The sequence below is a fragment of the Streptomyces shenzhenensis genome, assembly GCF_021462265.1.
Lineage (GTDB): Bacteria > Actinomycetota > Actinomycetes > Streptomycetales > Streptomycetaceae > Streptomyces > Streptomyces shenzhenensis.
This window is the reverse complement of record NZ_JAJONF010000007.1, coordinates 254351-267608: the sequence shown is the minus strand read 5'-3', so window position 1 is coordinate 267608 and position 13258 is coordinate 254351. Positions and strand designations below refer to the sequence as shown.

The window sequence follows — 13258 nt, the reverse complement described above, 5'->3', positions numbered from 1 at the left end:
TCCTTCACAGGCCGCCGTCGCCGTTTAGCGGGATTCACATCGGTGGTTTTACGGAATCGCACAGGCGACGCTAGGGTTCCGCAAATGTCCGACGCCGCCACGTACCCCGGTCAGAACCGAACACCGCGTCCCCCGGCCAGGCCGCCGGCGGACGGCCGGCGCGACGCGTTCTTCGACAACGCCAAGTACCTGGCGATCGTGCTCGTCGCGATGGGTCACTCATGGGAGCCGCTGAAGGGCGGCAGCCGCGTTCTGGAAGCGGCGTACTGCGTCGTGTACGCCTTCCACATGCCGGCGTTCATCGTCGTCTCCGGCTACTTCTCCCGGACCTTCGACATGCGCCCGGACCGGCTGAGGCGGCTGGTCACCGGGGTCGTCGTCCCCTATGTCCTGTTCGAGACCGCCTACTCGCTCTTCCAGCGCTTCGTCGTCGGCTCCCCCGGCCAGGACATCAGCCTGCTCGACCCCTGGTACCTGACCTGGTTCCTGTGCGCGCTGTTCGTCTGGCGCCTGACCACGCCCCTGTGGAAGGCAATCCGCCGTCCGCTGCCGGTCGCCTTCGGCATCGCCATGCTGGCTTCCGTGTCCCCGTCCATCGGCGACGACCTCGACCTCCAGCGGGTCCTGCAGTTCCTGCCGTACTTCGTGCTCGGCCTGTGCCTGCGGCCCGAGCACTTCCGGCTGGTGCGCCGGTGGCCGGTGCGGATCGCCGCGGTGCCGGTGTTCGCCCTCGCTCTGGTGTTCGCGTGGTGGTCGGTGCCGCGGATGAACACCGCGTGGTTCTACCACCGGGACTCCGCGCAGGAGCTGGGCGCGCCGTGGTGGTGCGGGCCGGTGATGGTGCTCGCCATGTTCGGCTGCTCGACGGTGCTGACGGCCGGCTTCTTCTCCTGGGTACCGGGCCGGCGGACGTGGTTCACGGCGCTGGGCGCCGGCACGCTGTACGGCTACCTCCTGCACGGCTTCGTGGTGAAGTACGGCGTCCACGAGGGCTGGTTCGATCCGGCGTGGCTGCACGGGCCGCTCGGCGAGATCCTCGTCACCGCGCTCGCGGGCGCCTGCGTGACGCTGTTGTGCACCCGGCCCGTGCGGCGGGTGTTCCGGTTCGCCATGGAGCCGGGCATGGAGTGGGCGTTCCGGCGGGACGCGGCGGAACTGGCCCGGGAGCGGAGCCCGCGGAGCGGGGAGAGCCGGGAGAACCTGTCGACGGCCCGCGCCTGACGCCGCTCGGTCCGCTCACGCGGGCAGGCCGAGGAGGGCGCGCATCCGGGCGTACTTCTCGGTCAGCCGGTCGCGGGTGGCCGCGTCCAGGACGGCGAGGCGGGCGGGGTCGGCGTTGTGCGCGAGGTCGGCTTCCTTGACGAGCAGGGCGCCGGGGGTCGCGAGGATGCGGCGGGCGTACGACTCGGGGGGCTCGCCGGGGTGCTTGGTGAGGGCGAGGACGACGGCCTTCGTGCGGGGGCTGAGGGCGGCCGTGTCCAGCCACTCCTCGGTCAGGGCGTGATCCTCGACGGCGTCGTGCAGCCAGGCGGCGGCGATCTGGTCCGGGTCGCCGCCGCGGGCGCGGACGCCGGCGGCTACGGCGGCGAGGTGCTCGGCGTAGGGGCGGCCGGCCTTGTCGGTCTGCGCCGCGTGAGCGGCTCGGGCGAGATTCTCGACCTCTGGGAGGGTGAGGGGGGTCGGGGTGGTCACGGTGCGAGTATCTCGTGGCCGACGTGGGGTGGGGACACTCACCGGCGCTTGCCGGGCACCGCCCGCGCCCACCCGTGCCGCCCTGGGGGCACCTCCCAGGCCCTTAAGGCTCTGGGGGAGGCACGACTGCCCGCGGCTGAATGAGCCCCGCCGCTGAACGAGCGCCGCTGCTGAACGAGCGCCGCTGCTGGACGAGCACCACTGCTGGACGAGCACCACTGCTGGACGAGCCCCGCCGCTGAATGAGCCCCGCCGCTGGACGAGCCCCGCCGCTGAATGAGCCCCGCCGCTGGGCGCCCCTTCAGGGGCGCGGGGAACTGCGCGACCAGCCCCCACGCACCCGCAGGCGCCAACGGCCCGCAGCCGCGACCAGCCCACACCCAGCCCGCAGCCGCCGACGGCCCCAGCTGCGCCCGCAAGGCCCTCGCGGAGGTCATCCTCGACGGCTACGGCGGCCGCCGCCCCGCCCAGCTCTCCGGCGGCCAGCGCGTCGCGACCAGCCCCCAGCCCGCAGCCGCACCCCGCACCGCGACCAGCCCGCAGCCGCAACCCGCAGCCCGCAGCCCGCAGCCCGCAGCCCGCAGCCGTCAACGGTCCGCCGGCTCCCCGTCATGTTTTCCGCGGTCCGGCAAGAGGGCCGCCGGCCTCCGGGCCCGGCGTGACTGTTTTCCCCTGTCGAACGGATGACCTGGTGGGGGTGTCACCGGGTCCGAGGGGCGCCGTGGGGACGCCCCCCCGGCCGCAGCGGCGGCGCCGCCGACCGTGGTCACCTCGCTGCCTCCCGGCAGATCAGCAGCAGCGCCCTGTCGTCGTTGACGTCCTTCGCCACCGCCTCGATCAGGTGCCAGGCGGCGCCGTGGAAGCCGCCGGCCACGTAGCGGTCGGCCTCTCCCGTCAGGCGGTCTATGCCTTCCACGATGTCCCGCTCGGACGTCTCCACCAGGCCGTCCGTGAAGATCATCAGGACGTCGCCGGGGCGCAGCGAGCCCTTCACCGGGTCGAACTGGGCGCCGTCGTACACACCGAGGAGGGGGCCCTCGGCGGCCTTCTCCTCCCAGCGGCCGCTGCCGGCGCTGAGCTGGAGACCGGGCGGGTGGCCCGCGGAGTACAGCTCGTAGTCGCCGGAGTCCAGGTCCAGGACCAGGTGTATGGAGGTCGCGAAGCCCTCGTCCCAGTCCTGGCGGAGCAGGTAGCCGTTGGCGGCGGGAAGGAAGGCGTGCGGCGGGAGGGAGCCGAGGAGGCCGCCGAAGGCACCGGAGAGGAGGAGGGCGCGGGACGCCGCGTCCATGCCCTTGCCGGAGACGTCCGTGAGGACGACCTCCATCGTGCGGCCGTTGTTCGTACGGGCCGCGACCACGAAGTCGCCGGAGAAGGACTGCCCGCCGGCCGGCCGCAGGGCCATCTCGCGGTGCCAGCCCGGCGGCAGCTTCGGCAGCTTGCTCTGCACCCGGATGCGTTCGCGCAGGTCGAAGAGCATGGTGCCGCCGCGCCGCCAGGGGACGCCGACCCGGCTGCGGAACTGGGCGGTGAGCAGACCGAAGAAACCGCAGGCGGCCACGACCAGGACCACGCCCGGGGTGACCCGGGAGGGGCCCTCGGTGTAGGGGCCGAGCCGTACCGACTCCACGATCAGCGCGGTGGCCGCCGCCGCGTACAGGCCGAGCAGGCTCGCCGGGCGCAGCAGCAGGCCGCCCGCGACGATCGGCAGGACCAGCGCGGCCGGGGAGAACCAGACCGGGTTGGCGAGGCTCATGGCCGCGAGGACCGGGACGGTCAGGAACAGCCCGATCAGGGCGATCCAGTCGGAGCCGTCGCCCCGGAAGTAGTCCACGGCGCTTCTGCGCACGCCGACGCGGGCCCGGTGCCACTGCACTTTCCACCGGGCCGGAAGCGTCTCGGCCTTCGCGCGCCGCTCTCGGTCTACTGCCATTAGTTCGGGACCCTATCCATCGGACCAGCCGCTTGGCACGGGAGGTCCCACTTGTCCCCCGTCCGAGGCTCGCCTTCGGGTGCGACTTCACAGTGAACTTCACCGGAAGCCCCCGCGTCGCCGTCCGGGAGAAATTCGCTGGCTCGTCTGCAACAGGCTTGGTAGGCATGGCTCATGGCGATCGAACCTGCGACCGAGTTGAAGGTGCTGCGTGCCGAGGAGTTCGACGGGTGGTGGGAGCACCTGGTGCGGGCCTTCGGCGCGGGTCCGACGCCGCCCGAGGAGCGCGATCTGGACCGGTCCCTCACGGAGCCCGAGCGTTCGCTGGCCGTCTGGGACGGCTCCGAACTGGTCGGGACGGCGGGGGCGTTCCGGTTCCGGATGACGGTGCCTGGCGGTGCCGTGCTGCCCACCGCGGGGATCTCCATGGTGAGCGTGGCCGCGACGCACCGGCGGCGCGGGGTGCTGACGTCGATGATGCGCCGCCAGCTGGACGACATCCGGGAGTGGGGCGAGCCGCTGACCGCGCTGACCGCCTCCGAGCCGGCCATCTACGGCCGCTTCGGGTACGGCGCCGCGGCCTTCCAGCTGCAGGCCGAGATCGACACGAGCCGGGTGACGCTGGACGTGCCGGCCGGCACCGGTGACGTACGGGTGCGGTACGCCGCCCCGGCCGACGTGCTCGGCGCGTGCGAGGCGGTCTACGCGCGGCTGGTGCCGCTGCGGCCCGGGATGCTGGCCCGGCAGGCGGGCTGGGAACGGGTCGGGGTGTTCGACCCGGAGATCGGGCGGGACGGGGCGTCGGCGCTGCAGTGCGTGGTCGTGGAGCGGGACGGGGAGGTCACCGGGTACGCCCGGTTCCGTACCAGGCTGGGCTGGTCGCCGAGCGGGCACGACGGCACGGTGTCGCTGGAGGACCTCGCCGCGCTCGATCCGGCGAGCGACGCGGCGCTGTGGCGGTTCCTGTTCGGCATCGACCTGATGTCGAAGCTGACGGTGCGGGGGCGGCCGGTCGACGACGCCTGGCAGTACCAGGTCTCCGACATCCGGCGCTGCCTGACGCGGGTGCGTGACATGGGGTACGTCCGTCTCGTCGACGTCGGTGCGGCGCTCGCGGCGCGCACCTATCAGACGCCGGTGGACGTGGTGCTGGAGGTGGCGGACGCCTTCTGCCCGTGGAACGCGGGGCGTTGGCGGCTGACCGGGGACGCCAAGGGGGCGTCCTGCGAGCGTACGACGGACCCGGCCGAGCTCACGCTGTCGGTACGGGAGTTGGCGGCGGCGTACCTCGGTGGCGTGTCCCTGCTGTCGCTGGCGCGGGCCGGCCGGGTGGGCGAACTGCGGCCCGGGGCGCTGGCGGAGGCGTCGGTGGCGTTCGGCTCCCCGGTCGTGCCCTGGCTGCCGCACGGCTTCTGACCTTCCCCCGCGGTCAGCGCCGCTGGCAGCCGGGGCACCAGAAGAGGTTGCGGGCGGCGAGGGCGGCGGTGCGGATCTCGGTGCCGCAGAGGTGGCAGGGCAGGGTGGCCCGGCGGTAGACGTACACCTCGCCGCCGTGGTCGTCCACGCGCGGCGGGCGGCCCATCGCCTCCGGGGTGTGCTCGGGCCGGACGGTGTCGATGCGGTTGTTGCGGACGCCCTCGCGCATCAGCGCGACGAGGTCGGCCCAGACGGCGTCCCATTCGGCGGGGGTGAGGTCCCTGCCCGCGCGGTACGGGTCGATCCCGTGCCGGAACAGCACCTCGGCGCGGTAGACGTTCCCGACGCCTGCGATGACCTTCTGGTCCATCAGGAGGGCGGCGATCGTCGTACGGCTGCGGGAGATCCTGCGGTACGCCGCGTCCGGGTCGGCGTCGTCACGGAGCGGATCGGGGCCGAGGCGGGCGTGTACGGCGTTCTTCTCGTCGTCGGTGATCAGGGCGCAGGTGGTGGGGCCGCGCAGGTCGACGTAGGCGGTGGGGCCGGCCAGGCGCAGGCGGACGGTGTCGGTGGCCGGGGGCGCGGGGGCGTCGCCGAAGGTGACCTTGCCGAAGAGGCCGAGGTGGACGTGCACCCAGGCGCTGTCGCGGAAGCCGAGGAAGAGGTGCTTGCCGTGGGCTTCGGTGCGGGTGAGTTCGGCGCCGTCGAGAAGGCTCGCCGCGTCGGAGAACTTGCCCTGCGGGCTGGTGACCCTCACGGGTCCGGTGAGCCGGCGGTAGTCCAGCGCGAGCCGGTGGATCGTGTGCCCTTCCGGCACGTCGGCGATTCCTTTCCCGCCCACCCACCCGGCTCGGTCGGTGGAAAGGCGAACGTAGAACGGGCCCGGCCGCAGCGCCCCGGAGGGGCGCGGGGCTGGATCCGGTTTGCGGCTCGCCGGCAGCCCCCCGCCTCGCCTCTCGGGCGACCGAGTCGGGCAGGTGGGTGGGCGGAGAGCCTACGGCTGCGGGTGGTGGCCCGGGACCGGCGGGAGGTCGCCCGTCGTCTCGTAGGCCGTCAGCATGTCGATGCGGCGGATGTGGCGCTCGTCCTGGGAGAAGGGCGTCTTGACGAAGGTCTCGACGAACTTGGTCGCCTCTTCCCGGGTGTGCATGCGCGCGCCCACCGCCACGACGTTCGCGTTGTTGTGCTGCCGGCCGAGCGACGCGGTCTCCTCGCTCCAGGCGAGCGCCGCCCGCACGCCCTTCACCTTGTTCGCGGCGATCTGCTCACCGTTGCCGGAGCCGCCGATCACGATGCCGAGGGCCTCGGGGTCGGCCGCCGTCCGCTCGGCCGCGCGGAGGCAGAAGGGCGGGTAGTCGTCCTGGGCGTCGTAGATGTGGGGGCCGCAGTCGACGGGGTCGTGGCCCGCCGCCTTCAGCCACTCGACGAGGTGGTTCTTGAGTTCGAAGCCCGCATGGTCGGAGCCGAGATACACGCGCATGGGATGAGTGTGACACGGGTGTGAGAGCGGGGCAGGGGCGGGGCCGGGCCCCGGAAACAGTGAGTGGCACCGCGGGACCTCGCGGGAAGAAGACCCCGTTCACCCGTGCGAGGGGCATGGCTGACCTGGGCCGTCGTCGCCGTGGCCGACGGGAGCGGCCGCGCCTGCCAGGGATGCCTACGGCGGCGGGGCCCGGGGTGCCGAGGCATCCCGGGCCCCGCCGCGGCCGGCCGGGTCAGCGCTTGTCGACGAGCTTCCATGCGGCCGGCACCGCGCCCATCGCCAGGGCCGCCTTCACCGCGTCGCCGATCAGGAACGGGGTCAGGCCGGCGGCGATCGCCGTGGACGCCGACATACCGGCGGCGTAGGCCAGGTACGGCACGCCGACCGCGTAGATGATCGCCTCGCCGAGGAGCATCGTGCCCGCCATGCGCAGCACTCCGCGGTCGGCGCCGCGCCGGGCCAGGGCGCCGACGACGGCGGAGGCGAGCATCATGCCGAGGACGTAGCCGAAGGAGACGGAGACGCCGGAGGTGCCGCTCGCGAACCACGGCACGCCCGCGAGACCGGCCAGCGCGTACAGGGCGAGGGAGAGCAGACCGCGGCGGGCGCCGAGGGCGGTGCCGACGAGCAGGGCCGCGAAGGTCTGGCCGGTCACCGGGACCGGGGAGCCGGGCACCGGGACGGCGATCTGGGCGGCGAGGCCGGTGAGCGCGGCGCCGCCGGCCACGAGGGCCGCGTCGCGCACCCGGGACGTGGGCAGGAGGTCGGCGAGGACGATGCCGGGGCGGGCGGACGCGGTGGCGGTGCTCATGGGGGACTCCGCGGGGTGAGGGTGGACAGGCAAGCAGGGGACACCGTGACGCTATCCCGGCCCGTCTGAGCCGAACACGTCAGCGGTCGACAAAGGGCGGAAGCGCCCCTTGGTGGACTCCCCACAAAGGGTGCGGGTCATACCGGGCACGGGGTGACGTCGATCACTGAGGCAGAGATGCCTCGCTCACGCCAACGGCACTGCACAGCCCTGTGGGGTTCCGCCAATCGATCCCTGGCGGCCTGAGGGGATCAAGGGCGCGGCGCCTGAGGCCGCGCGGCGCGAGACCGGTCCGGGACGACATCGTGAAGTCCGGCCGGAGCGCGACAGACTGTATAGGCGGGGCCCCGTGCGGTTGACATCCGGTCGCTGTCCACGGCGGTGGAAGAAGGGGAGTCTGTGCGCCCCAGACGTTGCCAGACGTCGCTTAGGCGGACAGGCGGATCCACCCATGTCGTCAGCACCTTCCACCAGCGCCCCGACCGCGCATTCGACCCCTCCGCACGGCCTCAAGCGCGGCGCGATCGGCCTCGGCGGCGCCGTGGTCATGTCCGCCGCACTGATGGGACCGGCGGTATCGGTCTACTTCAACCCGCAACTGGTCGCCGCCCAGGCGGGCGCGGCGACGCCGTTCGTCTTCGTGCTCTCCATGGTGGCCTCGCTGATCGTCGCCAACGGGATCATGGAGATGGCCCGCGAACTGCCCAGCGCCGGGGCGTTCTACACCTACGTCGCGCGGGGGGTGGGCGCCCGGACCGGCTTCGTGACCGGTGGGTTGATGTTCGTCGCGTACGCGCTCCTGGTGCCGGCCGAGCTGGCGCTCTTCGGCAACTACACGCACGACCTGCTGGGACAGCACGGCGTCCATGTGCCGTGGGTGGTGATATCACTGCTGGCCGCGGCGCTGATGACGCTGCTCTCGGTACGCGGGATCGGCGGCTCGATCAAGGTCGCGCTGGTCATGTTCTCCTGCGAGGTCGCGGTGATCCTCGTGCTGAGCGTGATCATCGTGGCCAAGGGCGGCGCCCATGGTCTCTCCGCGACGCCGCTGTCGCCCTCGACCTCGTCCAAGGGGCTGAGCGGGATCGCGCTCGGCATGGTCTACGGCGTGCTGTCCTTCGTCGGCTTCGAGGCGGCGGCGACGCTCGGCGAGGAGACCCACAACCCGCGCCGCAACGTCCCGCGCGGTCTGGTGTTCGCGGTGGTGCTGGTCGGCGTCATCTATTTGTTCTGCACCTACGCCGAGACCGTGGGCTTCGGCACCTCCGACGCGGCCGTGGCCAAGCTGGCCTCCGACCCGGCCCCGTTCACCACCCTCGGGCACACCTACGCGCCGTGGATGGACCTGCTGGTGGGGCTGGCCGGGATCTCCAGCATCTTCGCCGTCACCGTCAACTCCAACAACGGCATCGTCCGCATCCTGTTCGCCATGGGCCGCGAGGGCATGCTGCCCCGCCGGCTCGCCACCGTCAGCCCTCGGCTCGGGACGCCCGCGTTCGCGGTGTGCGCGCAGTCCGCGTTCGCGGTGGTGGTCACCGTCGTGATGGGCTTCTGGGTGGGGCCGTTCAACACCTACGCCTACCTGGGCGCGGTGCTGACCTTCGGCATCATCCCGGTCTACTGGCTGACCAACGTCGCGTGCATGCGCTTCTTCCGCAAGCAGCGTCCCGAGCAGTTCAAGCCGCTGCGGCACGTGGTGCTGCCCGTGCTGGCGATCGCGCTGATGGTCATCCCGGTCTACGGCAGCGTCTGGCCGGTGCCGGCCGCGCCGTACAACTGGTTCCCCTACGCGGTGCTCGGCTACATCCTGCTGCTGGCGGCGGTCGCCACGGTGCTCGGCCGACGGCGTCCGGAACTGCTGGCCCGGGCCGGCGAGGTGCTGGCGGGCGTGGAGGACGACGCGTGAGCACGCCGGATCTGGCCACGGCCCAGGCGCTGTGCGCCGCCGCGCTCGCGGCGGCGGGCGAGCGGAACCTGCTGGTCTCGGCCGCCGTGGTCGACGCCGGCGGCAACCTGGTCGCCTTCGCGCGGATGGACGGTGCCGAGATCGCCGGCACCGTCCTGGCCCCCGACAAGGCCTACACCGCGGTCGCCAACAGCGCCCCCACCCACGAACTCGCCCGGGCAGCCGCTCCCGGCGGGCCGCTCTTCGGCCTGCACGCCGCCGCCCACGGCCGTTACGTCATCTTCGGCGGCGGCATCCCGCTGTGCGGGCCCGACGGACGGATCTCGGGCGCCGTCGGCGTCAGCGGAGCCCCGGACCCCGCGGACGACGTCGCCTGCGCGGAGCGGGCGGTCGAGGCCTGGCAGGCGTCCGCCGCGTGGCAGGACGGTGCCGGGCAGGCGGGGTGAGACCAGGCGGGGTGAGACAAGGATCCGGCGAGGGAGGCACCGCTGCCGCAGGGGGGCGTCCACGAGGAGAAGCCGGACCTCCGCCCCCGCACCCGCCGACGCGGACGGCCGCCGGGCCCGGAAGGGGAGTCACAGGTTCCCCTTCCGGGCCCGGCGGGCTTTCGGACGACGATGGCCTACAGGTTGCTGAAGTCGGGGCCCTTGGTGCGCGTCCGCTTGATCTCGTAGAAGCCGGGGACGGAGGCGACCGCGAGGGTGCCGTCCCACAGGCGGGCGGCCTCCTCGCCCTTGGGGGCGGGGGTGACGACCGGGCCGAAGAAGGCGATCTGCTCGCCGTCGGGGCCGGGGACCGCGATGACCGGGGTGCCGACGTCCTGGCCGACCTTCTCGATGCCCTCCTTGTGGGAGGCCCGCAGCTGGGCGTCGAACTCGAAGTCCTCCTGGTCGGCGTAGTCGATCAGGTCGGCCGGCAGGCCGACGTCGGCGAGGGCGCCCGCGATGGCCTCCACGGTCGGACCCTCGTCGTTGTTGTGGATGCGGGTGCCGAGCGCGGTGTACAGCGGACCGAGGATGTCGGCGCCGTGCTTCTGCCAGGCGGCGGTGACCACCCGGATCGGCTTCCAGGCCTTGGTCTCCAGCAGCTCGCGGTACTCCTCGGGCAGCTCGTCCAGCTTGGGCTCGTTGAGCACGGCGAGGCTCATGATGTGCCAACGGACCTCGATGTCGCGGACCTTCTCCACCTCCAGGACCCACCGGGAGGTCATCCAGGCCCAGGGGCACAGCGGGTCGAACCAGAAGTCGACGGGGGTCTTGCCGGAGCTGGTCACGGTCTCGGACATGGCTCTCCTCGGAATACGGTCCTTTTGCAGCGGCAACACCGGCACCGGCCACCCCATTCCCGGTGCCCGCCGTCAGGGGCGCGTGGGAGGATCGGTGCTGTTCCGGCGTACCGACAACGATGTGCATCGACCAGAAGGAGTGCCGCCCGTGCCCGGTGAGAACCTGTCCCGCGACGAGGCCCGGGAGCGGGCCGCCCTGCTGTCGGTCGACGGATACGACGTGTCGCTGGACGTACGGTCCGCGGTCGGGGAGGGCCAGGACGAGCCGCGCACCTTCCGCTCGGTGACCACGATCCGCTTCCGCTGCAACGAGCCGGGAGCCGCCAGCTTCGCCGACCTGATCGCGCCGAGCGTGACCGCCGTGACCCTGAACGGCAAGGACCTCGACCCCGGCGAGGTCTTCGACGGCACCCGGATCACCCTGGAGGACCTGGCCGCGGAGAACGAGCTGGTGGTGGACGCCCGGTGCGCCTACTCCCGCACCGGCGAGGGCCTGCACCGCTTCGTCGACCCCGAGGACGGCGAGGTCTACCTCTACACGCAGTACGAGCCGGCCGACTCCCGCCGGGTCTTCGCGAACTTCGAGCAGCCGGACCTGAAGGCGCCGTTCCGCTTCGAGGTGCGGGCGCCCGAACAGTGGACGGTGTGGAGCAACGGGGCGGGTGAACTCGCCGACGGCGTCTGGCGGTTCGCGGAGACGAAGCCGATCTCGACGTACATCACGTGTGTGGTGGCCGGGCCCTACCACTACGTGACGGACTCCTACTCCCGCGCCCTGCCGGACGGCTCGACGCTGGAGATCCCGCTCGGCGCGATGTGCCGCAAGGGCCTCGCCCCCTACTTCGACGCCGACGACGTCTTCCTCGTCACCAGGCAGGGCCTGGACTTCTTCCACGACCACTTCGACTACCCGTACCCGTTCGGGAAGTACGACCAGGCGTTCGTGCCCGAGTACAACCTCGGCGCGATGGAGAACCCGGGTCTGGTGACCTTCCGGGAGGAGTACATCTTCCGGGGCAAGGTGACGCAGGCGTCGTACGAGGCGCGCGCCAACGTGATCCTGCACGAGATGGCGCACATGTGGTTCGGTGACCTGGTCACCATGGTGTGGTGGGACGACCTGTGGCTGAAGGAGTCCTTCGCGGACTTCATGGGCACGTTCGCGAACGTCGGCGCGACCCGTTTCGAGAACGCGTGGACCACCTTCGCCAACCGCCGCAAGGCCTGGGCGTACCGCGCCGACCAGCTGCCCTCCACGCACCCGGTCACGGCCGACATCCGCGACCTCCAGGACGCCAAGCTCAACTTCGACGGCATCACCTACGCCAAGGGCGCCTCCGTCCTCAAGCAGCTGGTGGCGTACGTCGGCCAGGACGCGTTCCTGGAGGGCGCCCGCCGCTACTTCAAGCGCAACGCGTACGGCAACACCCGGCTCGGTGATCTGCTGTCGGTCCTGGAGGAGACCAGCGGCCGGGACATGAGCGCCTGGGCCGGGAAGTGGCTGCAGACGGCGGGGGTGAACTCGCTGACCCCGCAGGTGCTGCTGGACGCCGAGGGCCGGATCGACGAGCTGGCCGTGGTGCAGGAGGCCGCCGAGTCCCACCCGGAGCTGCGCCCGCACCGGGTCGCGATCGGCCTCTACCGGCTGCGGGACGGCGAGCTGGTGCGGTACGCGCGCGCCGAGGCGGACGTCGACGGCCCGCGCACGGTGATCGCCGAGCTGGCCGGTGCCGAGGCCCCGGAGCTGGTCCTGGTCAACGACGACGACCTCACCTACTGCAAGATCCGTTTCGACGAGACGTCGCTGGCGACCCTGCGCGGCCACCTCGGCTCGCTCACCGACCCGCTGGCCCGGGCGCTGTGCTGGTCGGCGCTGTGGAACCTGACCCGGGACGCGCTGCTGCCCGCCCGGGACTTCGTCGACCTGGTGCTGCGGTTCGCGAGCCGCGAGTCGGACATCGGCGTGCTCCAGATGCTCCACGCGTGGGCGGAGTCGGCGCTGGTGCACTATGTGGCGCCGGGGTGGCGGGAGACGGCCGGGCGGCTGCTCTCCGAGGGCGCCCTGCGGGAGCTGCGGCAGGCGGCGCCGGGCAGCGAGCACCAGCTCGCCTGGGCGCGGTTCTTCGCGTCGACGGCGGCGGCCGACACCGACCTCCGGCTGCTCGAGGAGTTGCTGGCGGGCACGGCGACGATCGATGGTCTGGACGTCGACCAGGAGCTTCGCTGGGCGTTCCTCGAACCCCTCGCCGCGCACGGCGCCGCCGACGAGTCCGTCCTCGCGGCCGAACTGGCCCGGGACGACACGGCGTCGGGCAAGCGCCACCAGGTGCGCTGTCTGGCCGCCCGCCCGTCACAGGCCGTGAAGGCGCAGGCGTGGGCGCAGGTCGTGGAGTCGCAGGCGCTGTCCAACGCGCTGGTGGAGGCGACGATCGCGGGCTTCGCCCAGCCGTCGCAGCGGGAGCTGCTGGCGCCGTACACGCAGAAGTACTTCGAGGTCATCGCCCGGATCTGGGCGGAGCGCTCGATCCAGATCGGCATGGACGTGGTCCGGGGTCTGTACCCCTCCCTGCAGGACAGCCCGCAGACCCTGGAGGCGACGGACGCGTGGCTGACGGCCCATGCCGACGCGCCCCCGGCGCTGCGCCGGCTGGTCCTGGAGGCCCGGGACGACCTGGCGCGGACGCTGCGCGGACAGGAGTGCGACGCGCGGGCCGGGGCGGCCTCCGCCGACTGAT

The 13258-nt window shown here is 72.5% G+C and carries 11 protein-coding genes; 5 read left to right on the top strand and 6 right to left on the bottom strand.

The genetic code is table 11. The features are described from left to right. Positions 1 to 84: 84 nt before the first annotated feature. Positions 85 to 1221: an acyltransferase family protein gene (locus LQ326_RS13185; RefSeq protein WP_234535945.1), complete on the top strand. Its 1137-nt coding sequence runs from the start codon at positions 85 to 87 to the stop codon at positions 1219 to 1221. Between the two features lie 15 nt (positions 1222 to 1236). Here LQ326_RS13185 and LQ326_RS13180 read toward each other — a convergent pair whose 3' ends face one another. Both LQ326_RS13180 and LQ326_RS13175 read right to left on the bottom strand, forming a co-directional pair. Further along, positions 1237 to 1692, bottom strand: a complete 456-nt coding sequence (locus tag LQ326_RS13180; protein ID WP_234535944.1) for an HD domain-containing protein — start codon at positions 1690 to 1692, stop codon at positions 1237 to 1239. Positions 1693 to 2458: 766 nt separating this feature from the next. After that, on the bottom strand, positions 2459 to 3622 hold the full coding sequence (locus LQ326_RS13175; RefSeq protein WP_234535943.1) for a PP2C family protein-serine/threonine phosphatase: 1164 nt from the start codon (positions 3620 to 3622) through the stop codon (positions 2459 to 2461). A gap of 174 nt (positions 3623 to 3796) precedes the next feature. On the opposite strand from LQ326_RS13175, the gene LQ326_RS13170 reads away from it, so the two are divergent. Next, complete coding sequence (locus LQ326_RS13170) at positions 3797 to 5038, top strand: GNAT family N-acetyltransferase (protein ID WP_234535942.1); 1242 nt, start codon at positions 3797 to 3799, stop codon at positions 5036 to 5038. 13 nt (positions 5039 to 5051) lie between these two features. On the opposite strand, the gene LQ326_RS13165 is transcribed toward LQ326_RS13170, so the two are convergent. The 3 genes from LQ326_RS13165 to LQ326_RS13155 all read right to left on the bottom strand — a co-directional run bounded on the left by LQ326_RS13165 (position 5052) and on the right by LQ326_RS13155 (position 7332). Continuing rightward, positions 5052 to 5855: an Fpg/Nei family DNA glycosylase gene (locus LQ326_RS13165; RefSeq protein WP_234535941.1), complete on the bottom strand. Its 804-nt coding sequence runs from the start codon at positions 5853 to 5855 to the stop codon at positions 5052 to 5054. 177 nt (positions 5856 to 6032) lie between these two features. Next, positions 6033 to 6518: a ribose-5-phosphate isomerase gene (locus LQ326_RS13160; protein ID WP_234535940.1), complete on the bottom strand. Its 486-nt coding sequence runs from the start codon at positions 6516 to 6518 to the stop codon at positions 6033 to 6035. A gap of 235 nt (positions 6519 to 6753) precedes the next feature. Continuing rightward, the gene (locus LQ326_RS13155) at positions 6754 to 7332 is read right to left on the bottom strand and encodes a biotin transporter BioY (RefSeq protein WP_234535939.1); all 579 of its coding nucleotides are present in this window, start codon (positions 7330 to 7332) and stop codon (positions 6754 to 6756) included. A 451-nt stretch (positions 7333 to 7783) separates the two neighbouring features. On the opposite strand from LQ326_RS13155, the gene LQ326_RS13150 reads away from it, so the two are divergent. After that, the gene (locus LQ326_RS13150; RefSeq protein WP_234535938.1) at positions 7784 to 9238 is read left to right on the top strand and encodes an APC family permease; all 1455 of its coding nucleotides are present in this window, start codon (positions 7784 to 7786) and stop codon (positions 9236 to 9238) included. Further along, positions 9235 to 9684 (top strand): GlcG/HbpS family heme-binding protein, encoded by a 450-nt coding sequence (locus LQ326_RS13145; RefSeq protein ID WP_234535936.1) that lies wholly within the window; start codon positions 9235 to 9237, stop codon positions 9682 to 9684. Before LQ326_RS13150 ends, LQ326_RS13145 begins: the two co-directional genes overlap by 4 nt. Before the next feature lie 176 nt (positions 9685 to 9860). Here the strand turns inward: LQ326_RS13145 and LQ326_RS13140 are convergent, their stop codons facing one another. Then, positions 9861 to 10523 (bottom strand): mycothiol-dependent nitroreductase Rv2466c family protein, encoded by a 663-nt coding sequence (locus tag LQ326_RS13140; RefSeq protein WP_234535935.1) that lies wholly within the window; start codon positions 10521 to 10523, stop codon positions 9861 to 9863. A 148-nt stretch (positions 10524 to 10671) separates the two neighbouring features. Here LQ326_RS13140 and pepN point away from each other — a divergent pair, with 148 nt between their 5' ends. Next, positions 10672 to 13257, top strand: a complete 2586-nt coding sequence (gene pepN, locus LQ326_RS13135) for an aminopeptidase N (RefSeq protein WP_234535934.1) — start codon at positions 10672 to 10674, stop codon at positions 13255 to 13257. The last annotated feature ends 1 nt before the right edge of the window (position 13258 follow it).

Excerpts from the sequence above, each read along its gene's own strand:
- LQ326_RS13155 (WP_234535939.1), bottom strand. The coding sequence starts at position 7,332 with ATGAGCACCGCCACCGCGTCCGCCCGCCCCGGCATCGTCCTCGCCGAC.
- LQ326_RS13160 (WP_234535940.1), bottom strand. The coding sequence starts at position 6,518 with ATGCGCGTGTATCTCGGCTCCGACCATGCGGGCTTCGAACTCAAGAAC.
- LQ326_RS13185 (WP_234535945.1), top strand. The coding sequence starts at position 85 with ATGTCCGACGCCGCCACGTACCCCGGTCAGAACCGAACACCGCGTCCC.
- LQ326_RS13150 (WP_234535938.1), top strand. The coding sequence starts at position 7,784 with ATGTCGTCAGCACCTTCCACCAGCGCCCCGACCGCGCATTCGACCCCT.
- LQ326_RS13140 (WP_234535935.1), bottom strand. The coding sequence starts at position 10,523 with ATGTCCGAGACCGTGACCAGCTCCGGCAAGACCCCCGTCGACTTCTGG.
- LQ326_RS13170 (WP_234535942.1), top strand. The coding sequence starts at position 3,797 with ATGGCGATCGAACCTGCGACCGAGTTGAAGGTGCTGCGTGCCGAGGAG.
- LQ326_RS13175 (WP_234535943.1), bottom strand. The coding sequence starts at position 3,622 with ATGGCAGTAGACCGAGAGCGGCGCGCGAAGGCCGAGACGCTTCCGGCC.